Source organism: Mycolicibacterium smegmatis (genome assembly GCF_001457595.1).
Lineage (GTDB): Bacteria > Actinomycetota > Actinomycetes > Mycobacteriales > Mycobacteriaceae > Mycobacterium > Mycobacterium smegmatis.
Map to the genome: position 1 here is coordinate 2,543,273 of NZ_LN831039.1, position 17,690 is coordinate 2,560,962.

General features: G+C 68.8%; 20 protein-coding genes. 12 read left to right on the plus strand and 8 right to left on the minus strand.

Going from position 1 to position 17,690, the window contains the following annotated elements:
- Nucleotides 1–20: 20 nt before the first annotated feature.
- Nucleotides 21–686: a 2-phospho-L-lactate guanylyltransferase gene (gene cofC / locus AT701_RS12085; RefSeq protein WP_003893758.1), complete on the minus strand. Its 666-nt coding sequence runs from the start codon at nucleotides 684–686 to the stop codon at nucleotides 21–23.
- A 63-nt stretch (nucleotides 687–749) separates the two neighbouring features.
- On the opposite strand from cofC, the gene AT701_RS12090 reads away from it, so the two are divergent.
- The 3 genes from AT701_RS12090 to AT701_RS12100 all read left to right on the plus strand — a co-directional run bounded on the left by AT701_RS12090 (nucleotide 750) and on the right by AT701_RS12100 (nucleotide 4,125).
- Nucleotides 750–1,748, plus strand: coding sequence for an NAD(P)H-dependent glycerol-3-phosphate dehydrogenase (locus tag AT701_RS12090; RefSeq protein ID WP_029104352.1), 999 nt, complete (start codon nucleotides 750–752; stop codon nucleotides 1,746–1,748).
- A gap of 4 nt (nucleotides 1,749–1,752) precedes the next feature.
- Nucleotides 1,753–2,862 (plus strand): cystathionine gamma-lyase, encoded by a 1,110-nt coding sequence (locus AT701_RS12095; RefSeq protein WP_058125892.1) that lies wholly within the window; start codon nucleotides 1,753–1,755, stop codon nucleotides 2,860–2,862.
- 141 nt (nucleotides 2,863–3,003) lie between these two features.
- Complete coding sequence (locus tag AT701_RS12100) at nucleotides 3,004–4,125, plus strand: D-alanine--D-alanine ligase family protein (protein ID WP_011728314.1); 1,122 nt, start codon at nucleotides 3,004–3,006, stop codon at nucleotides 4,123–4,125.
- Here the strand turns inward: AT701_RS12100 and AT701_RS12105 are convergent, their stop codons facing one another.
- Both AT701_RS12105 and AT701_RS12110 read right to left on the minus strand, forming a co-directional pair.
- Nucleotides 4,126–4,713 carry a DUF3515 domain-containing protein gene (locus AT701_RS12105; protein ID WP_003893762.1) on the minus strand — a complete coding sequence of 196 codons (588 nt, stop codon included), beginning with the start codon at nucleotides 4,711–4,713 and terminating at the stop codon, nucleotides 4,126–4,128.
- A 16-nt stretch (nucleotides 4,714–4,729) separates the two neighbouring features.
- Nucleotides 4,730–4,966, minus strand: coding sequence for an Lrp/AsnC ligand binding domain-containing protein (locus AT701_RS12110; protein ID WP_011728315.1), 237 nt, complete (start codon nucleotides 4,964–4,966; stop codon nucleotides 4,730–4,732).
- Between the two features lie 106 nt (nucleotides 4,967–5,072).
- Between AT701_RS12110 and AT701_RS12115 the strand changes: the two genes are divergently transcribed.
- Both AT701_RS12115 and AT701_RS12120 read left to right on the plus strand, forming a co-directional pair.
- Nucleotides 5,073–6,086 carry a thiamine-phosphate kinase gene (locus AT701_RS12115; protein WP_058125893.1) on the plus strand — a complete coding sequence of 338 codons (1,014 nt, stop codon included), beginning with the start codon at nucleotides 5,073–5,075 and terminating at the stop codon, nucleotides 6,084–6,086.
- A 26-nt stretch (nucleotides 6,087–6,112) separates the two neighbouring features.
- Nucleotides 6,113–6,796 carry a uracil-DNA glycosylase gene (locus tag AT701_RS12120; RefSeq protein ID WP_003893765.1) on the plus strand — a complete coding sequence of 228 codons (684 nt, stop codon included), beginning with the start codon at nucleotides 6,113–6,115 and terminating at the stop codon, nucleotides 6,794–6,796.
- On the opposite strand, the gene AT701_RS12125 is transcribed toward AT701_RS12120, so the two are convergent.
- Nucleotides 6,797–7,111: a hypothetical protein gene (locus AT701_RS12125; RefSeq protein ID WP_038557726.1), complete on the minus strand. Its 315-nt coding sequence runs from the start codon at nucleotides 7,109–7,111 to the stop codon at nucleotides 6,797–6,799. It abuts the gene before it with no gap.
- Between the two features lie 76 nt (nucleotides 7,112–7,187).
- The gene (gene rpmB, locus AT701_RS12130; RefSeq protein ID WP_011728318.1) at nucleotides 7,188–7,382 is read right to left on the minus strand and encodes a 50S ribosomal protein L28; all 195 of its coding nucleotides are present in this window, start codon (nucleotides 7,380–7,382) and stop codon (nucleotides 7,188–7,190) included.
- Between the two features lie 234 nt (nucleotides 7,383–7,616).
- Here rpmB and AT701_RS12135 point away from each other — a divergent pair, with 234 nt between their 5' ends.
- The 3 genes from AT701_RS12135 to AT701_RS12145 are packed head-to-tail and all read left to right on the plus strand — an operon-like array spanning nucleotide 7,617 to nucleotide 12,240.
- Nucleotides 7,617–9,281 carry a fatty acid kinase ATP-binding subunit FakA gene (locus tag AT701_RS12135; RefSeq protein ID WP_058125894.1) on the plus strand — a complete coding sequence of 555 codons (1,665 nt, stop codon included), beginning with the start codon at nucleotides 7,617–7,619 and terminating at the stop codon, nucleotides 9,279–9,281.
- Nucleotides 9,281–11,539: an ATP-dependent DNA helicase RecG gene (gene recG, locus AT701_RS12140; protein WP_058125895.1), complete on the plus strand. Its 2,259-nt coding sequence runs from the start codon at nucleotides 9,281–9,283 to the stop codon at nucleotides 11,537–11,539. Before AT701_RS12135 ends, recG begins: the two co-directional genes overlap by 1 nt.
- Nucleotides 11,536–12,240, plus strand: a complete 705-nt coding sequence (locus tag AT701_RS12145) for an HNH endonuclease family protein (RefSeq protein ID WP_011728321.1) — start codon at nucleotides 11,536–11,538, stop codon at nucleotides 12,238–12,240. Before recG ends, AT701_RS12145 begins: the two co-directional genes overlap by 4 nt.
- Before the next feature lie 14 nt (nucleotides 12,241–12,254).
- Here the strand turns inward: AT701_RS12145 and AT701_RS12150 are convergent, their stop codons facing one another.
- The gene (locus AT701_RS12150) at nucleotides 12,255–12,761 is read right to left on the minus strand and encodes a GNAT family N-acetyltransferase (RefSeq protein WP_058125896.1); all 507 of its coding nucleotides are present in this window, start codon (nucleotides 12,759–12,761) and stop codon (nucleotides 12,255–12,257) included.
- 59 nt (nucleotides 12,762–12,820) lie between these two features.
- Here AT701_RS12150 and AT701_RS12155 point away from each other — a divergent pair, with 59 nt between their 5' ends.
- Entirely contained in the window at nucleotides 12,821–13,399 is a 579-nt protein-coding gene (locus tag AT701_RS12155; protein WP_058125897.1) for a TetR/AcrR family transcriptional regulator, read from the plus strand.
- Between the two features lie 30 nt (nucleotides 13,400–13,429).
- Here AT701_RS12155 and AT701_RS12160 read toward each other — a convergent pair whose 3' ends face one another.
- The gene (locus AT701_RS12160; RefSeq protein WP_058125898.1) at nucleotides 13,430–14,281 is read right to left on the minus strand and encodes an aldo/keto reductase; all 852 of its coding nucleotides are present in this window, start codon (nucleotides 14,279–14,281) and stop codon (nucleotides 13,430–13,432) included.
- A 5-nt stretch (nucleotides 14,282–14,286) separates the two neighbouring features.
- Entirely contained in the window at nucleotides 14,287–15,114 is an 828-nt protein-coding gene (locus AT701_RS12165) for an aldo/keto reductase (RefSeq protein ID WP_058125899.1), read from the minus strand.
- Between the two features lie 13 nt (nucleotides 15,115–15,127).
- Between AT701_RS12165 and AT701_RS12170 the strand changes: the two genes are divergently transcribed.
- The 3 genes from AT701_RS12170 to AT701_RS12180 are packed head-to-tail and all read left to right on the plus strand — an operon-like array spanning nucleotide 15,128 to nucleotide 17,658.
- Nucleotides 15,128–16,264 carry an alpha/beta hydrolase gene (locus AT701_RS12170; protein WP_014877378.1) on the plus strand — a complete coding sequence of 379 codons (1,137 nt, stop codon included), beginning with the start codon at nucleotides 15,128–15,130 and terminating at the stop codon, nucleotides 16,262–16,264.
- A 33-nt stretch (nucleotides 16,265–16,297) separates the two neighbouring features.
- On the plus strand, nucleotides 16,298–17,026 hold the full coding sequence (locus AT701_RS12175; protein ID WP_003893775.1) for a DsbA family protein: 729 nt from the start codon (nucleotides 16,298–16,300) through the stop codon (nucleotides 17,024–17,026).
- Nucleotides 17,026–17,658, plus strand: coding sequence for a vitamin K epoxide reductase family protein (locus tag AT701_RS12180; protein ID WP_011728325.1), 633 nt, complete (start codon nucleotides 17,026–17,028; stop codon nucleotides 17,656–17,658). The genes AT701_RS12175 and AT701_RS12180 overlap by 1 nt, the downstream gene beginning before the upstream one ends.
- The last annotated feature ends 32 nt before the right edge of the window (nucleotides 17,659–17,690 follow it).

The window sequence follows — 17,690 nt, forward strand, 5'->3', positions numbered from 1 at the left end:
ACCGGTCGGGCGGCCACCTCCTAGCGGTGCGCCGCGATGGCCTGTGCCGTGGCGGGGCCCACACCGAGGCGGCGTGCGGTCCGCAGATCCTCGGCGGTGTCGATGTCGCAGCGCAGACCGGGCCAGGCGCCGGTCAATTCGATTGCGCCGGAGTGCCGGTGGTGGGTCGCCGAATCGGCGCCGAAGCGCGGTTGCAGCGGTACCCCGAACGCGAACAGCGCCGAGGTGCCGGTGCCGTGGCGGTCACCGACGAAGCTGCGCGGGTAGGTTCTTGCCGCGGCAAGGGCTTCGGCCAGCTCACGTGGTTGCATGGCCGGAAGATCGCCTTGCAGAACAACGATATTGGGTGTGCCGGCCCGCAGGTGTTCCTCGGCCGCCATGATCGCGTTGTTCAACGGATTGTGGTGGCCTTCCGGCGTGGGGTCGGCCAGGACGCCCGCCCCGAGTTGGCGTGCGGCGTCGGCGGCCACCTCATCGGGGGTGACGACCGTCACCGGTGCCACCGTCGAGGCCGCGGTGATGGTGTCGACGAGCATCGCCAGCACCACCTCTTCGCGGGTGGCGGCCGAAAAGATCGGTGCCAGCCGGGTCTTGGCGGCCGTGAGCCGTTTGACCGCGATGATCACCGCCGCCTGCCCGCCCGCCGATCCGTCCGACGCGGCGCCGGGCGTTCTCCTGCCGCTCATGGTGCCATCCTGCCAGCAGGACCGGCGACGTCGAATCGAGCAGTCCGGCGATAGGGTGAACACGTGGTGGAGGCTGCGGTCATGGGTTGCGGTGCCTGGGGGACGGCACTCGCGAAGGTCCTCGCGGACGCGGGTAATCCGGTGACGATGTGGGCCAGGCGGCCCGAGGTCGCCGACGAGATCAACTCCGAGCATCGAAACAGCGAATATCTCGGCGATGTCGTGTTGCCCGCGTCGATCCGGGCCACGAGCGATCCCGAGGAGGCGCTGCGTGGCGCATGCACCGTGATGTTGGCCGTGCCCTCCCAGAAGTTGCGGGCCAACCTCGACAACTGGAAGCACCTGATCGAAGACGACGTCACGCTGGTGAGTCTCGCCAAAGGCATCGAACTCGGCACGTTGATGCGCATGAGCCAGGTCATCGTCCAGGTGACGGGGGCCGATCCGTCGCGGGTCGGTGTCGTCAGCGGCCCCAACCTGGCCAGCGAGATCGCCGACGAGCAGCCGGCCGCGACCGTGATCGCGTGCAGCGATTCCGGGCGCGCGGTCACCCTGCAGCGGGCGATGGCCACCGGGTACTTCCGCCCGTACACCAATCCCGACGTCATCGGGGCCGAGGTCGGCGGTGCCTGCAAGAACGTCATAGCGCTCGCGTGCGGCATGGCCGTCGGTGTGGGGCTGGGGGAGAACACCGTCGCGGCCCTCATCACGCGCGGTCTCGCCGAGATCATGCGGCTCGGTATCGCACTCGGCGCCACCCCGGCCACACTCGCCGGACTGGCCGGGGTCGGCGATCTGGTCGCCACGTGCACGTCACCGCATTCCCGCAACCGCACCTTCGGTGAGCGGCTCGGCAAGGGCGGAACCATGGAGTCCGCACTCGCGGCCGCGGGCGGGCATGTCGCCGAAGGTGTCGCATCGTGCGAGTCGGTGCTGGCGCTGGCGTCGAGCTACGGCGTCGAGATGCCGTTGACCGACGCGGTACACCGGGTGTGCCACAAGGGATTGTCAGTTCACGAGGCCGTCGCACTGCTGCTCGGCCGCAGCACCAAACCGGAGTAGACACATGGACGGCACCTACGGAGATTCCACTCGCAGCGTCAAAGCCGTTGGGGTGGACGCGGTTCCGGGGCAGCCCGTGGCGCCCATGCCGGTGCCCGCCTCGACCTATCACCTGTCGCCCGACGCGACCGAACCGCTGGACAGCTACGGCCGCAGCTCGAACCCGTCGTGGCGGCAGCTGGAGTCGGCGCTGGCCGAACTCGAAGGTGCCTCGTGGGCGTTGACCTACGGCTCCGGGATGGCCGCGATCACCTCGACGCTGCGCGCGCTGACCCGGCCGGGCACCACGCTGGTCGTCCCCGCCGACGGGTACTACCAGGTGCGGCGATACGGCGCGGAATATCTTGCCCAACAAGGTGTTTCGGTCATCGAAGCGCACTCGCACGAGATGTGCGATGCCGCGGAGAAGGCCGACGTGGTACTCGCCGAGACACCGGCCAATCCGGGACTGGACGTCGTCGACCTGCACCGTCTGGCGATGATCTGCCGGGCCCGCAAGGCCACCCTGGTCGTCGACAACACCACCGCGACACCGCTGGGACAGCAACCGCTTTCGCTCGGCGCCGATCTGGTGGTGGCCAGCGCGACGAAATCGTTGTCGGGGCACAGTGACCTGATCGCGGGTTACGTGGCGGGCTGCCAGCCGGAACTGGCTGAGCGCATCGAACGCGACCGGCTGCTGGCCGGCCCCATCCTCGGGGCGTTCGAGGCCTGGCTGGTGCTGCGCAGCCTCGGTAGTGCGGGGCTGCGCTTCGAACGGCAGTGCCAGAACGCGCTCGCCCTGGCGGTCATGCTGCGCGGCCATCCGGCCGTGCGCTCGGTGCGGTATCCGGGGCTGCCGGAAGATCCGGCACACGCCGTGGCCGCCGAGCAGATGAAACATTTCGGTGGGCTGGTGTCGTTCGAACTGGCCGACGCCGCTGCGGTCAACGCGCTCGTCGAACGCAGCGAGTTGCTCATCGCCTCGACGAGCTTCGGCGGCATCCACACCTCCGTCGACCGCCGCGCGCGCTGGGGTGATCCGGTGCCCGAGGGGTTCGTGCGCATCTCCGCCGGGATCGAGGACACCGACGATCTGCTCGCCGACGTCGAACGAGCCCTGCCCGCCGGGTGACGCGCGGCGCCGCGCCCGTTGCCGAAAACGTCGCGGCCCGTGGCCGCCCGCCGCGGGGAGATTTCGGGGCCGCGTCGCATAAGGCCAGGTCAGGGTGTGCCGAAATGCGCGACCGAGGCGGGGCGGTAGCCTCTCTAGGTTGTGACTGCCCCGAACCATCCTCCTGGCCGCACCCGCGTCGCCGTCGTCTACGGCGGGCGTAGCTCGGAGCACGCGATCTCGTGCGTGTCGGCAGGCAGCATCCTGCGCAACCTCGATCCGGAGCGTTTCGAGGTCGTCGCCATCGGCATCACGCCTGACGGCTCGTGGGTGCTCACCGACGGTCGGCCCGAGACGCTCGCGATCACCGACGGCAAACTGCCCGCGGTGACCGAGGCGTCGGGCACCGAACTCGCGCTGCCCGCCGCGCCCAACCGCAGCGGCCAGTTGCTGGCGCTGGGCAACGGCCCCGGCGAGATCCTCGCCGCGGTCGATGTGGTGTTCCCCGTGCTGCACGGTCCGTACGGCGAAGACGGCACCATCCAGGGCCTGCTCGAACTCGCAGGCGTGCCCTACGTGGGATCGGGCGTGCTGGCCAGCGCCGCCGGTATGGACAAGGAGTACACCAAGAAGCTGCTCGCCGCCGAGGGGCTGCCGATCGGCGATCAGGTGGTCCTGCGTCCCGGCGTCGAGACCCTCGACCTCGAACAGCGTGAGCGGCTCGGCCTGCCGGTCTTCGTCAAACCCGCGCGCGGCGGATCCTCGATCGGCGTCAGCCGGGTCACCGCGTGGGACGAACTGCCCGCAGCGGTCGCGCTGGCGCGCCGCCATGACCCGAAGGTCATCGTCGAGGCCGCGGTGATAGGCCGTGAATTGGAGTGCGGTGTCCTGGAGTTCCCCGATGGCCGTCTCGAGGCCAGCACGGTCGGCGAGATCCGCGTGGCCGGTGTGCGCGGCCGCGAGGACGGGTTCTACGACTTCGCCACCAAATACCTCGAGGACGCGGCCGAACTCGACGTGCCCGCCAAGGTCGACGACGACGTCGCCGACGAGATCCGGCAGCTCGCGGTGCGCGCGTTCACCGCGATCGGCTGCCAGGGCCTCGCACGCGTCGACTTCTTCCTCACCGACGACGGTCCGGTGATCAACGAGATCAACACCATGCCGGGGTTCACCACCATCTCGATGTACCCGCGGATGTGGGCCGCCGGCGGTATCGACTATCCGACGCTGCTGGCCGCGATGGTCGACACCGCGATCGCGCGGGGCACCGGCCTGCGCTGATCAGCGCGCGGGGCCCGGCTCGACGGGTTTTTCGGGCATGGCCCGTGCGATCTGACCCGAGATCAGCTGGATCGGTGTCGGCCCGGAGCCCGACGGCAGCGTCAGCGCCACATACACCGGGCGGTCGACCGCGTACCACGTGCTGCGTGTGTCCTCGGCCGCGCCCGCGTCGGCGTCCCCGGGTTGTGCGGCGCCGGTGTCGCCCACGCGGAACCACTGCACCAGATCGACCACCTGCAGCGGTGCGCCCACCACGAAGTCGACGGGTCGTTCCAGACCGCACCGCAGGATGATCGGTTCCATGTCGGCCGCGCCGCGCCAGGCCGCCGTGCCCTGCGGCGTCGGCTCGACCGTCGGCGCACGCCGGAAATCGCCGAGTTGTTCCGGCAGGCCGTCCATGAGCGCGTGGCATTCCGGGCTGTCGGCCTGCGGGGCGGGCACCGACGAGATCGCCACCGGTTCCTGTTCGGGGGACTGCTTGTGCGACGCGGCGATTCCCAGCACGGTGATCAACACCGACACCGCGACAACGACCGCCGCGATCAACAGAGCGCGGGGCGGGCCGTCGGTGGTGTGCGGATCGGTCACACCGACAACTCTATGGCTATGTGCCGCTCGCGATCGGGCAGGTCAGCGTTCGTGTGATCCCGGCGACCTGCTGCACGCTCGGCACCACGTCCGCGCGCAGCGCCTCGAGCGTGTCGGCGCTGACGCGAAGCACGACATCGTAAGGGCCCGTCACGTATTCCGCCGAGACGACGCCCGCGAGCGAGGCGAGTTGTTTCGCTACGACCTCGGCGCGGCCCACCTCGGTCTGGATCAACACGTACGCCTCGACCACCCGCAGTCTCCTCCGTCTCGCTGCATAGACTCTCGCCGCAGGCACCAAACGTACCGCAGGAGCGGCAACCGTTCAGGGCGCGGGCCGCGCCCGGCAGGGAGGCGATATGGCCGAGGACACAGCCGGGGCGAACGATGCGCAGACGTCACCCGGACCGTTTGCTGGTTCGGCGTCCGACTCCCTGTCGGCGGTGGGTGAGTTCGCCGTCATCGACCGCCTGCTGAACGGTCGCGTGCAACCCCCGTCGGTGACGGTGGGTCCCGGCGACGACGCGGCCGTGATAGCCACGAGCGACGGCAGGACCGCGGTGTCCACCGACATGCTGGTCGAGCGAAGGCATTTCCGTCTCGACTGGGCGAGCCCACACCAGATCGGCCGTAAGGCCATCGCGCAGAACGCCGCCGACATCGAGGCCATGGGCGCACGGCCGGCAGCGTTCGTGGTGTCGTTCGGAGCGCCCTCGGATACCCCCGCCGACGCCGCGGTCGAACTCTCCGACGGCATGTGGGACGAGGCACGCAGGTGCGGTGGCGGCATCGCGGGCGGCGATCTGGTGCGCGCACCGCTGTGGGTGATATCGGTCACCGTGCTGGGTGATCTCGGCGGACGCGCACCGGTGTTACGCAGCGGGGCCCGTGCCGGCGACGTGGTCGCGGTGGCGGGTGACCTCGGGCGGTCGGCCGCGGGATATGCGTTGTGGGCCAAGGGAATCGACGAGTATCCCGAACTCAGGGAGCGTCATCTCGTGCCGCGGCCGCCGTACGGGCACGGCGTCGCCGCCGCCGACGCGGGTGCCACGGCCATGACCGACGTGTCCGACGGGCTGATCGCCGATCTCGGCCACATCGCCACCGCGTCCGGCGTCGAGATCGACGTCGCCACCGATCTCTTGGCATCCGATCACGCCGCCGTGGCCGCGGCCGCGGCGACCGTTGCCGCCGACGCGTGGTCGCTGGTGCTCGGTGGCGGAGAGGACCATGCGCTCGTCGCGACGTTCCCCGGCGAGGTTCCCGACGGCTGGCGGGTGATCGGACGGGTTCGCGCGAGCCACGCAGGGGCGCGGGTGCTCGTCGACGGCGAGAAATGGTCGGGCACCGCGGGATGGCAGTCGTTCGACTGACGCCGATCACGCTAAGTTGGCTTTCCGTGACCGCACGACCGCTGAACGAACTCGTCGAGGAAGGTTGGGCCCGCGCGCTGGAGCCCGTGGCAGATCAGGTGGCGCAGATGGGGGAGTTCCTGCGCACCGAACTCGCCGAGGGCAGGCAGTACCTGCCCGCCGGGCAGAATGTGCTGCGGGCGTTCACATTTCCGTTCGATCAGGTGAGGGTGCTGATCGTCGGGCAGGATCCCTACCCGACACCGGGCCACGCGGTGGGCCTGAGCTTCTCGGTCGCGCCCGACGTGCGGCCGCTGCCGCGCAGCCTGTCCAACATCTTCACCGAGTACACCGAGGATCTCGGCCACCCGCAGCCCAGCAGCGGCGATCTGACGCCGTGGGCAGAGCGTGGGGTGATGCTGCTCAACAGGGTGCTCACGGTGCGCCCGGGAACACCGGCGTCCCACCGCGGTAAAGGATGGGAGGCCGTCACCGAATGCGCCATCCGCGCGCTCGTGGCGCGCGAGCAGCCGTTGGTGGCGGTGTTGTGGGGGCGCGATGCCGCGACGCTGAAGCCGATGCTGGCCGAAGGTGACTGCGCGACGATCGAGTCGCCGCATCCCTCGCCGCTGTCCGCGTCACGCGGGTTCTTCGGGTCGAGGCCCTTCAGTCGCGTCAACGAACTGCTCCAGCGTCGCGGCATCGAACCGATCGACTGGAAGTTGCCCTAGTCAGGGGGTCGTGGTCGGCAGCTCGGGCGTCGGGATCTCGATCGTGGCGCTGCCGTCGTCGGTCGGGCCACCCGGAGGCGGCGCCTCCTCGCTGGTCGGCAGTTCCGTGGGGATCTCCACCGTCGCGCTACCGTCGCTGGTCTCGGGAGCCGTCGTCTCGGGAGCCGTCGTCTCGACCACCGACTCGGTGGTGGTGGTCTCGAGCGTCGATTCGCCGCCGGAGTCGCTGCCGGCGCATGCGGTCAACAAGGCGCCGACTGCAGCACCGGCGGCGATGGCGTACAGCGGTGAACGTGATGTGTGGCGTGAGGTCATGATGGCCCTGTTACCCGGCCGGATCATTAACCAAACGAAAGGACCGGCAGACGCCGGTCAGGCGCGAGCGCTCAGCTCAGGCGCGCGAGACCTTGCCGGCCTTGATGCACGAGGTGCAGGCGTTGATCCGCTGCTTGTTGCCGCCAGGACGGGTCACGGCACGCACCGGCTGGATGTTCGGATTCCAGCGCCGGCTGGTCCGCCGATGCGAATGCGACACCGACTTGCCGAAGCCGGGGCCCTTCCCGCAGATATCGCACACGGCAGCCATATCAACAACTCCTCGAAATCAGTACTTGGGGGCCAACGACCGCAAGGCGGGTGACCCGACAACCTGACCAGGATACCGAGAAGGCGAGGTATCGCCAAAATCGGCCGTCAACACCGCGGCGCGCGGTGCACAGGTGCAGGTGGTCGGCACCGGTTTGTCATTGTGACTGGCTAGGCTGGCGCCCACGATGGCGCCCTGCGCGCACCAGGGGTTCGGCGTGAACTTGGAGGTCCGATGTCTGCACGGCGGCTCGACGCCTCCGCCCTGCGGGATTGGGCACACACCGCGGTGGGGGACCTGATCACGCACACCGACGAGATCAACCGGCTCAACGTCTTCCCGGTCGCCGACGCCGACACGGGCACCAACATGCTGTTCACGATGCGCTCGGCGTGGGCTCACGCCGACGCCCAGTCCGGCGGTGACGTCGCGCAGGTCGCGAGCGCGCTGGCCGCGGGCGCACTGCAGGGCGCCCGCGGCAACTCCGGGGTGATCCTGTCGCAAATCCTGTTGGGCCTCGCCGAGGTCATCACGTCGGCCGCGGCCGACCGCGGCGGCGATCTCCTCGACGTCGACGGGCCGCTGTTCGGCGCGGCGTTGCGTCACGGTGTGGCGCTGGTCGCGGTGTCGATGGGCGACCCGGTGCCCGGGACGATCGTCACGGTGCTGCAGGCCGCGGCTGATGCCGCCGAGAAATGCGTGGTGGGTGGCGCCGATCTCGCCGAGGTCGCCGCGTCGGCGGCCGACGCCGCCGCGACCGCGCTCGAACGCACACCGCAACAGCTCGACGTGCTGGCCGAGGCCGGTGTCGTCGACTCGGGCGGCCGTGGGCTGCTGGTGCTGCTCGACGCGATGACCGCGACCATCACCGGCCACGCGCCGCGCCGCCCGGCCTACACGCCCGCGCCGCCGCGGGCGACGGCGTCTTCTTCGGTGTCCGCCCGGGCCGGGGTACCGGCCGACGATGTCGCCCCGACCCAGGTGCCGCAGTTCGAGGTCATGTACCTGCTGAGCGGATGTGCGCCCGAGGCGGTCGAGCACCTTCGTGCGGGGCTGGAGCAGATCGGCGAGTCGGTCGCGATCGCCACCTCGGGCGGCGGTCGGTACTCGGTGCACGTGCATGTCGACGACGCGGGCGCCGCCGTCGAGGCGGGTCTGGCGGTCGGCACTCTCAACCGCATCCAGATCACCGCGCTCACCGGATCCGGCGGTTCGCGGCCGTCCGGCGGGTGGGAACGTGAGCGCGCCGTGCTGGCGGTCGTCGACGGCGACGGCGGGGCCGAGTTGTTCGCCGGTGAGGGCGCGCACGTGCTGCGACCCGAGGCCGACGAACCTGTCAGCGCAAAACAACTGCTGCGTGCGCTCGTCGACGTCGGCGCCGCACAGGTGATGGTGCTGCCCAACGGCTATGTCGCCGCCGAGGAACTCGTCGCGGGCTGCACTGCCGCGATCGGCTGGGGGATCGACGTCGTACCGGTCCCGGCCGGATCCATGGTCCAGGGACTCGCCGCGCTCGCGGTGCACGACGCCGCACGGCAGGCCGTCGACGACGGCTACACGATGGCGCGCGCGGCGGCCGGTGCCCGGCACGGGTCGGTGCGCGTCGCGACCGAGGAGGCACTCACGTGGGCCGGTGCGTGCAAACCCGGTGACGGCCTGGGCATCGCGGGTGACGAGGTGCTCATCGTCGGCCCCGACGTCACCGCCGCCGCGGCCGGGCTGATCGATCTGCTGCTCGCCGCGGGCGGCGAACTCATCACCGTGCTCACCGGGCATGGTGTGGATTCAGCCGTCGGCGAGGCACTGCAGGCCCACGTTCACGACAAACACCTGGGCGTCGAACTGGTGACGTATCACACCGGGCACCGCGGCGACGCACTGCTGATCGGGGTTGAGTGATGGCCACGCTCGAAGATTCCCTTCAATTCGTCCTCGGGAAGAAGGCGGCCGACAAGCTCGAAGAGCACTTCGGGCTGCGCACCGTCAACGACCTGCTGCGGCACTATCCGCGCAAGTACAGCGACGGCATGACCGTGCGCGGTGAGGGCGAGGCGCTCGATCTGGAAGAGGGCGAACACGTCACGTTCATCGACGTCATCACCGAAGCCCAGCCGGGGACCATGAAACGGCCCGTCAAGACCAAGACGGGTAAGCAGTTCACCCCCAAGTACCTGCGCGTCAAGCTCGGCGATCACAAGCCGAAGGTGACCGCGACGTTCTTCAACGCCAACTGGATGATCGACGAACTCAAGGTCGGCACCCGGCTCATGCTCTCCGGTGAGGTCAAGTACTTCCGCGACACCGTGCAGCTGAACCACCCGGCGTTTCTGGTGCTCGAATCGCCCAGCGGGCGCACGATCGGCACCAAGTCGCTCAAAACCATCGCCGAGGCCTCCGGCGCCTCGGGCGAGGACATGCTCGCCGAGTTCGAGAAGGAGTTCTTCCCGATCTACACGGCGTCGGCGAAGATGCAGAGCTGGGACATCTACCGGTGCATCCGCCAGGTCCTCGCGGTGCTCGACCCGATCCCCGATCCACTGCCCAAATCCTTTGTGCAGCAACGTGGTCTGATGTCCGAGGACCAGGCGCTGCGGGCGATCCATCTCGCGGCGAACTCGACCGAGCGCGACCGCGCCCGCGAGCGGCTCACCTACGACGAGGCGATCGGGCTGCAGTGGGGTCTGGTGGCCCGCCGCTACGGCGAACTGGCCGCGTCGGGTCCGTCGGCGCCGTTGCGGGTCGACGGTCTGGTGGCCGCGTTGCGGGAGCGGTTGCCGTTCGAGCTGACCGCCGGTCAGCGTGAGGTGCTCGACGTGATCTCCGGTGAGCTCGCCTCGACGCGCCCGATGAACCGCATGCTGCAGGGCGAGGTGGGCTCGGGCAAGACGATCGTATCGGTGCTGGCCATGTTGCAGATGGTCGATGCCGGGTATCAGTGCGCGCTCCTCGCGCCGACCGAAGTGCTTGCGACACAACATGCTCGCTCGGTGCGCGACGTGCTGGGGCCGCTGGCGATGGCCGGTGAGCTGGGCGGCGACGAGCACGGCACGCGCGTCGCTCTCCTTACGGGATCGATGACGCCGCAACAGAAACGCGCGGTGCGTGACGAGGTGGCCTCGGGCGCGGCCGGCATCGTCATCGGCACCCACGCGCTGCTGCAGGACGCCGTCGAGTTCGACAACCTCGGCATGGTCGTGGTCGACGAGCAGCACCGCTTCGGTGTCGAGCAGCGGGATACGTTGCGCGCCAAGGCTCCTGAAGGGCTGACGCCGCATCTTCTGGTCATGACGGCCACGCCCATCCCGCGCACGGTCGCGCTCACCGTCTACGGCGATCTGGAGACCTCGACCCTGCGCGAACTCCCGCGCGGGCGCCAACCCATCACGAGCAACACGATTTTCGTGTCGCAGAAGCCCGCCTGGCTGGACCGTGCGTGGGCCCGGATCCGCGAGGAGGTGGCCGCGGGGCGGCAGGCATACGTCGTCGCGTCGCGCATCGACGAGAACGACAAACCCTCCGGCGGCAAGGAAAACGAGGGCCGCCAGGCCGGCCCGCCGCCCATCACGGTGGTCGAACTCTACGAGCGCCTGCGCAACGGCCCGTTGGAGGGCCTGCGCCTGGGCCTCATGCACGGCAGGCTCTCGGGTGACGAGAAGGACGAGGTGATGTCGCGGTTCCGTGCCGGCGAGATCGATGTCCTGGTGTGCACCACGGTGATCGAGGTGGGCGTGGACGTGCCCAACTCGACCGTGATGGTGGTGATGGACGCCGACCGGTTCGGCATCAGCCAGTTGCACCAGTTGCGCGGCCGCATCGGCCGTGGACAACATCCCAGCCTGTGCCTGCTGGCCACGCGGATGCCCGAGAACTCGAAGGCGGGAGAGCGCATCAAGGCGGTGGCGTCCACCCTCGACGGTTTCGAACTGGCCGACCTGGACCTCGAAGAGCGCCGCGAAGGCGATGTGCTGGGCCTCAACCAGTCCGGCCGCACGATCAATCTGCGCTTCCTGTCGCTGCGCGACCACCTCGAGGTGATCACCGACGCCCGCGCGTTCTGCGAGACGCGCTACGAGCAGGATCCGAACGACACCGGAATGGCCTTGCTCGCGGCGCAGTTCGTCAACACCGACCGCGTCGAGTACCTGGAAAAGGCATGACGCGCCGCCGCACGTGGTGGCTCGCGCTGCTCGTGGCGCTGGCGGTGTTCGTCGCCTACCAGACCATCAGCGCGTCGTCGCAGCGGTCGATGGTCGCCGACGCCGACGTGCCCACCGTCGCACCGGGCGCGGACGTGCTCGCCGGGGTGGCCGTGGTGCCGGCACGGATGCGTGGCCACGACTACCGTCGCGCCGCGTTCGGCGATGCCTGGACCGACGACAACGATGCGCCGGGCGGGCACAACGGATGCGACACCCGCAACGACATCCTCGACCGTGATCTCGTGGACAAGACGTACACCTCCATCAGCCGCTGCCCGACGGCCGTGGCGACCGGCGTCCTGCACGACCCCTACACGAACCTCACCATCCCGTTCACGCGCGGCAACAAGACCGGGGCCGCCGTGCAGATCGAGCACATCGTGCCGTTGGCCTACGCGTGGGATCAGGGCGCTCGCTACTGGCCGCAACAGATGCGGGTGCGCCTCGCCAACGACCCGGCGAATCTCGTTGCCGTGCAAGGGCAGGCCAACCAGGACAAGGGCGACAAGGAACCCGCGTTGTGGATGCCGCCCAACGCGGCGTTCCACTGTCAGTACGCGATGCAGTTCATCGAGGTGATGCGCGGCTACGCGCTGCCGGTCGACGCGCCGTCGGTGCCGGTGCTGCGACAGGCCGCCGACACCTGCCCGCGTGGTTGAGTTTTCCTCTCGCGCTACAGATCCAGCACCCAGTTCTGGCCCGTGAGGTCGTGGCCGAAGCTGTGATGGCGTTCCTGCTCAACGAGCCGGAATCCCGCTGCCTGATAGATCTTTCGGGCCGAGGTGAGCACGTCGTTGGTCCACAGGCCGACCTTGCGGTAGCCCGCGGTACGCGCGAAGCGCAGGCACTCGTCGACCAGGCTCCGACCGAGGCCGAGTCCGCGTGCCTGCGGAGTGACCAGCAGGATGCGCAGCTTTGCCAGGTCGGGTTCGTCGCCGGCCACGCAGAAGATGCAGCCCGCGCGCTGGCCGTCGACCTCGGCGATCCAGCCTGCCTCGCGCGCCGGATCGTGTGCTGCGGCGTAGTCGGCGACGATCCGGGCCACGAGGGCCTCGAAATCGGTGTTCCAGCCGAATTGCCGGTGGTAGATCTCGCCGTGGGCCATCACGACCCAGCCGAGATCTCCCGGACGATCGGCGCGGCGTACGACGATCTGGGCCTGCTCCACTTGCAGTGACATGGCGAACCCCCGTCCCGAAGTCACTGACACACTCGTTTCAGTGGAGCTAGGCTAGCGCCGTGACCGCACGCGAGGCAACCCCTTCGGCCCGGCAGACCGAACTGCTCGAAGCCGCGTACCGGTATGCGCTGAGCCACGGCCTCGCCGACATGTCGTTGCGCCCGTTGGCGTCGGCGATCGGGTCCAGCCCGCGGGTGCTGCTCTACCTCTTCGGCAGCAAGGACGGACTCGTGCGCGCGCTGGTCGCACGGGCGCGCGCCGACGAACTCGCGGTGCTCGACCGCCTCCACGGCGCCGCGAGCGCAGAACCCCTGAGCCTCGGCGTCGCGGTCACGGAAATCTGGAATTGGCTTGCCGCAGAACAGCATCGACCGCTGCTGAAGTTGTGGGTCGAGGCCTACGGCCGTTCACTAATCGAATCGGACGGAGCGTGGGCGGGCTTCGCCCGAGCGACCGTCGACGACTGGATGGGCCTGCTGGCGAGATGTCAGCCAGAAGGGCACAGGGACACCGAGGACGGCGCGGTGCAGCGCACGCTCGCGTTGGCGCTCCTGCGCGGCGCGCTGCTCGACCTGCTCGCCACCGGCGACACCGAGCGGGTCACCCGAGCCGTGCACCACCAGGCCGCCAGGTTCTGATATCCGATGCCGAGCAGACGCGAGAAGAACTCAGCTACCGGTGTAGGTGGCGGGGTCGGGACGGAAACGCGTGCCGTCGTCGAGCCCGTTCAGCGTCTCCATCTCGTCGGCCGTGAGCTCGAAGCCGAACACGTCCAGGTTGGAGGCGATGCGCTCGGGATTGGCCGAGCGTGAGATCACGACGTTGCCCAGCTGGATGCTCCACCGCAGCAGCACCTGCGCGGCGGTCCGGCCGTGGGCCTCGGCGATGGCCGTGACGGCAGGGTGGTCCAGCAGCCGCCCGACGCCGAGCGGGCCGTAGGCCTCGGTGACGATGTTGTAGCCGGCGTTGACCTCGCGCAGTGCGGCCTGGTTGAGCAGCGGGTGCAGCTCGATCTGGTTCACCGCGGGGGTGAAGTAGGTCAGGCTGACGATGGTCTCGAGGTCCTCGGCGCCGAAGTTGCACACGCCGATCGAGCGCGCGATGCCGTCCTCCTTGACCTTCATCAGGCCGCCCCAGCTGTCGACGTACTTGCTGGTGTCACCGCCGGGCCAGTGGATCAGGTAGAGGTCGACGTAGTCGAGGCCGAGGCGCTCAAGGCTGGCCCGCGCGGCGGCCTGCGACGACGTGAACCCCTGATCGGGCGTGGCGAGTTTGGTGGTCACGTAGATCTCGTCACGCGGGATGCCCGAGGCCGCGATGGCGCGGCCGACCGCGGCCTCGTTCCCGTAGGCGGCGGCGGTGTCGAGCAGCCGGTAACCGGCCTCCAACGCCGCCGAGACCGATCGCTCGGCTTCGCTGTCGGACAGTTCACCGACGCCGATGCCGACAACGGGGAGCGTGTTGTCGTCGTTGAGCGTGACGGTGGGAATCGCAGCAGCTTGCCCGTGCGATGCGGTCATGGCACCTACCCTGTGAAGTTGAAGGTTCGTGGATCGGGACCCAACCGTTTCCCGGTTTCCAGCGAAGCGATGGACGTGATGTCCTGCTCGCTGAGTTCGAAATCGAACACGTCGAAATTGCTCGCAATCCGTTCCGGGTTTACCGACTTGGGAATGACGATATTACCGAGTTGGATATGCCACCTAATAAGCACCTGCGCGGGTGTTTTCCCATGCTGTTCAGCAATGCCTGTGATCACCGGGTCGGCCAGAAGTGATCCCTGCCCCAGCGGGCTCCACGCCTCGGTCGCGATCCCCAGCTTGGCGTGCACGTCGCGAAGCTCCTGCTGGGGCAGCAGCGGATGCAGTTCGATCTGGTTGACGGCGGGAACGATGCCGGTCTCTTCGATCAGTGTGGTCAGATGCTCGGGTTCGAAGTTGCTCACACCGATTGAACGGATGCGCCCTTGGTCACGCAGGTGGGCGAAAGCCTTGAAGGTGTCGACGAACTTGTTGTTCTCGGGCACCGGCCAGTGGATGAGGTACAGGTCGAGGTAGTCGACGCCGAGACGTTGCACGCTGGCGTCGAACGCCGCCAGCGTGGCGTCGTAGCCCTGATCGCTGTTCCACAACTTGGTGACCAGGAAGATGTCTTCGCGCGGCACGCCGGAGTTGGCGATCGCGCGACCGGTCTCGGTCTCGTTACGGTACGCGGCCGCGGTGTCGATGTGGCGGTACCCGGCCTGCAGGGCCGCGGCGACGGCGCGTTCGGTGTCTTCGGCGGGGGTCTGCCAAACGCCGAGCCCGACCTGTGGGATGGAATTACCGTCGTTGAGCGTGATGCGAGGACTCACAGAGGAAGCTGCCATGGTTGAAAGTCTGCCAGTCGATCAGTCGGTGGGCCCGCAGTCTCCGGACGCGCCCCGGGATTCGGAGGAAACCATCAGGGACGTGCTGCTCGCGCACGCGACGCGACTCGGCCTCGCCGCGATCCCGCGCATGTCCGACCGGCGTAAACACCTTCTGCTGGGCGGACGTTCGGTCACGGTCGACGGCAACACCCTGGACACCACGATGCAGTTCATGCTCACCACCCAGCGATTGGCGGGGTTGCCCGGACTGGTCGCCGACTACGACCCTGAGCACGGCGTGGCGGTCTCGCGTGCCAAGTTGCGGGAGACCGCGGCGATGATGCGGATGCCCATCCACGTCGACGTCAGCGACATCTCGATACCCGGACCGGCCGGACCGCTTGCCGCGCGCCGCTATGTGCCGGTCGAGCGCGGATCGGCGAGCGCGCTCGTCCTGTACTTCCATGGCGGCGGGTTCGTCATAGGTGATCTGGAGGTCCACGACAACCTGTGCCGCCTCATCTGCCGCGACGGTGATGTCCAGGTGGTCTCGGTCGACTACCGTCTGGCCCCCGAGCACAAGGCGCCCGCGGCTGCCGAGGACGCCTACGCGGCCTATCAGTGGGCACTCGAACACGCCGGGGGTCTCGGCGCGTCCCGCATCGTGGTCGCGGGCGACAGCGCGGGCGGCAACCTGGCCGCGGTGGTGTCGCAGTGGGCCCGCGACGACGAGCTGCCACTGCCCGCCCTGCAGGTGCTGCTGTACCCGATCACCGACTGGGTCAGCGAGACCCGCTCACGCACGCTGTTCTCCGACGGGTACTTCCTGAACAGACAGGACATGGACTGGTTCGCGGGCCACTACCTCGACGGCGCCGACGTCACCCCCGAGGATCCCGCGGTGTCGCCTCTGCTGGCCGAGGACCTGTCGGGGCTGCCGCCCGCGCTGGTGGTCACCGCGGGCTTCGATCCGCTGCGTGACGAGGGCAATCGCTACGCGGCCGCGATGCGCGACGCGGGTGTTCTGGTCGACCTGCGTGAAGAGCGCTCGATGATCCACGCGTTCGCGAACTTCTTCCCGCTCGGAGGCGGCGGCGCCGCCGCGACGACCGCGATGATCTCGGCGCTGCGGGCACATCTCAGGCACGTCTGAGGGTCCTCTCATACGCGCCGGTACGCTTGTCGCGTGGCCAAACCCAAGAAGACCGCCAAGTACGACCTGAAAGCCGCCGACCGCAAGCGCAATCTGCTGGTGCAGATCGGCCTGACCGCGGTCGTGGTGCTGTTCGCCGTCGCACTGGTGCTCTACATCGTCATGAACGGCGAGAAGAATCCCGATGCGGGCGCGGGCAAGGCCATCCGCGTCGCGTCGAGCGACGTGGTCACCGACGAGGGATCGAGCGACCCGAAGGTCGTGCTCGGCCTCTACGAAGACTTCCTGTGCCCCGCGTGCGGCAACTTCGAGCGCAGCTTCGGGCCCACCATCTCCAAGCTGATCGACTCCGGCGCGATCGCGGCGGACTACTACATGGTGGGCATCCTCGACCGGGCCGGCAACGGCTACTCGTCGCGCGCCGGCGGCGCCGGGTACTGCGTGGCCGACGAGTCCACGGACGCGTTCCGTCGTTTCCACACCGCGCTGTACACACCCGAACTGCAGCCGCAGGAGAACAGCGGCATCTATCCCGACAACGCACGCCTGATCGAACTGGCCCGCCAGGCCGGCGCCGCGGGCAAGGTGGCCGACTGCATCAACAACGGCCGCTACGTCGAAATGGTCAAGGGGATGGCCGCGGCGACCGGGATCAACGCGACGCCGACCATCCGGATCAACGGCGAGGATTACAGCCCGACCACGCCCGACGCACTGGTCGCCAAGGTCAAGGAGATCGTCGGCGAGGTTCCGGGGCTCTGATGACCGTCGCAGCATCCGACACCGACCGGTCGGTGGCCGAGGGCCCCGGAGGCCTCGTCGTCGGAAAGCCGAGCGCGGTGTGGGTGCTGATCGCCGGTGTGCTGGGCCTCGCGGCGTCACTGACGCTGACGGTCGAGAAGATCGAACTGCTGATCAATCCCGACTACGTGCCGTCGTGCAGCATCAACCCGGTGCTGTCGTGCGGTTCGGTGATGGTCACCTGGCAGGCGTCGCTGTTCGGATTCCCGAACCCGCTGATCGGCATCGTGGCCTTCTCGGTCGTCCTGGTGACGGGCGTGCTCGCGGTCGCCGGGGTGCGTCTGCCGCGCTGGTACTGGGCCGGGCTCGCGACGGGCACCGCGCTGGGAGCGGTGTTCGTGCACTGGCTGATCTTCCAGAGCCTGTACCGCATCGGGGCCCTGTGCCCCTACTGCATGGTGGTGTGGGCCGTGACGATCCCGCTGGCCGTGGTTACGGCCGTCATCGCGCTGCGCGCGCGGGCCGGCGACGCGGACGCGGGTCCCGGCAACATCGTCCACCAGTGGCGATGGTCCCTGGTGGCGCTGTGGTTCACCGCACTTGTGCTTTTGATCCTGGTGCGGTTCTGGGAATACTGGTCAACACTGCTTTGACAATCCGGAAATAGACACAGCGGTTAGGGTTA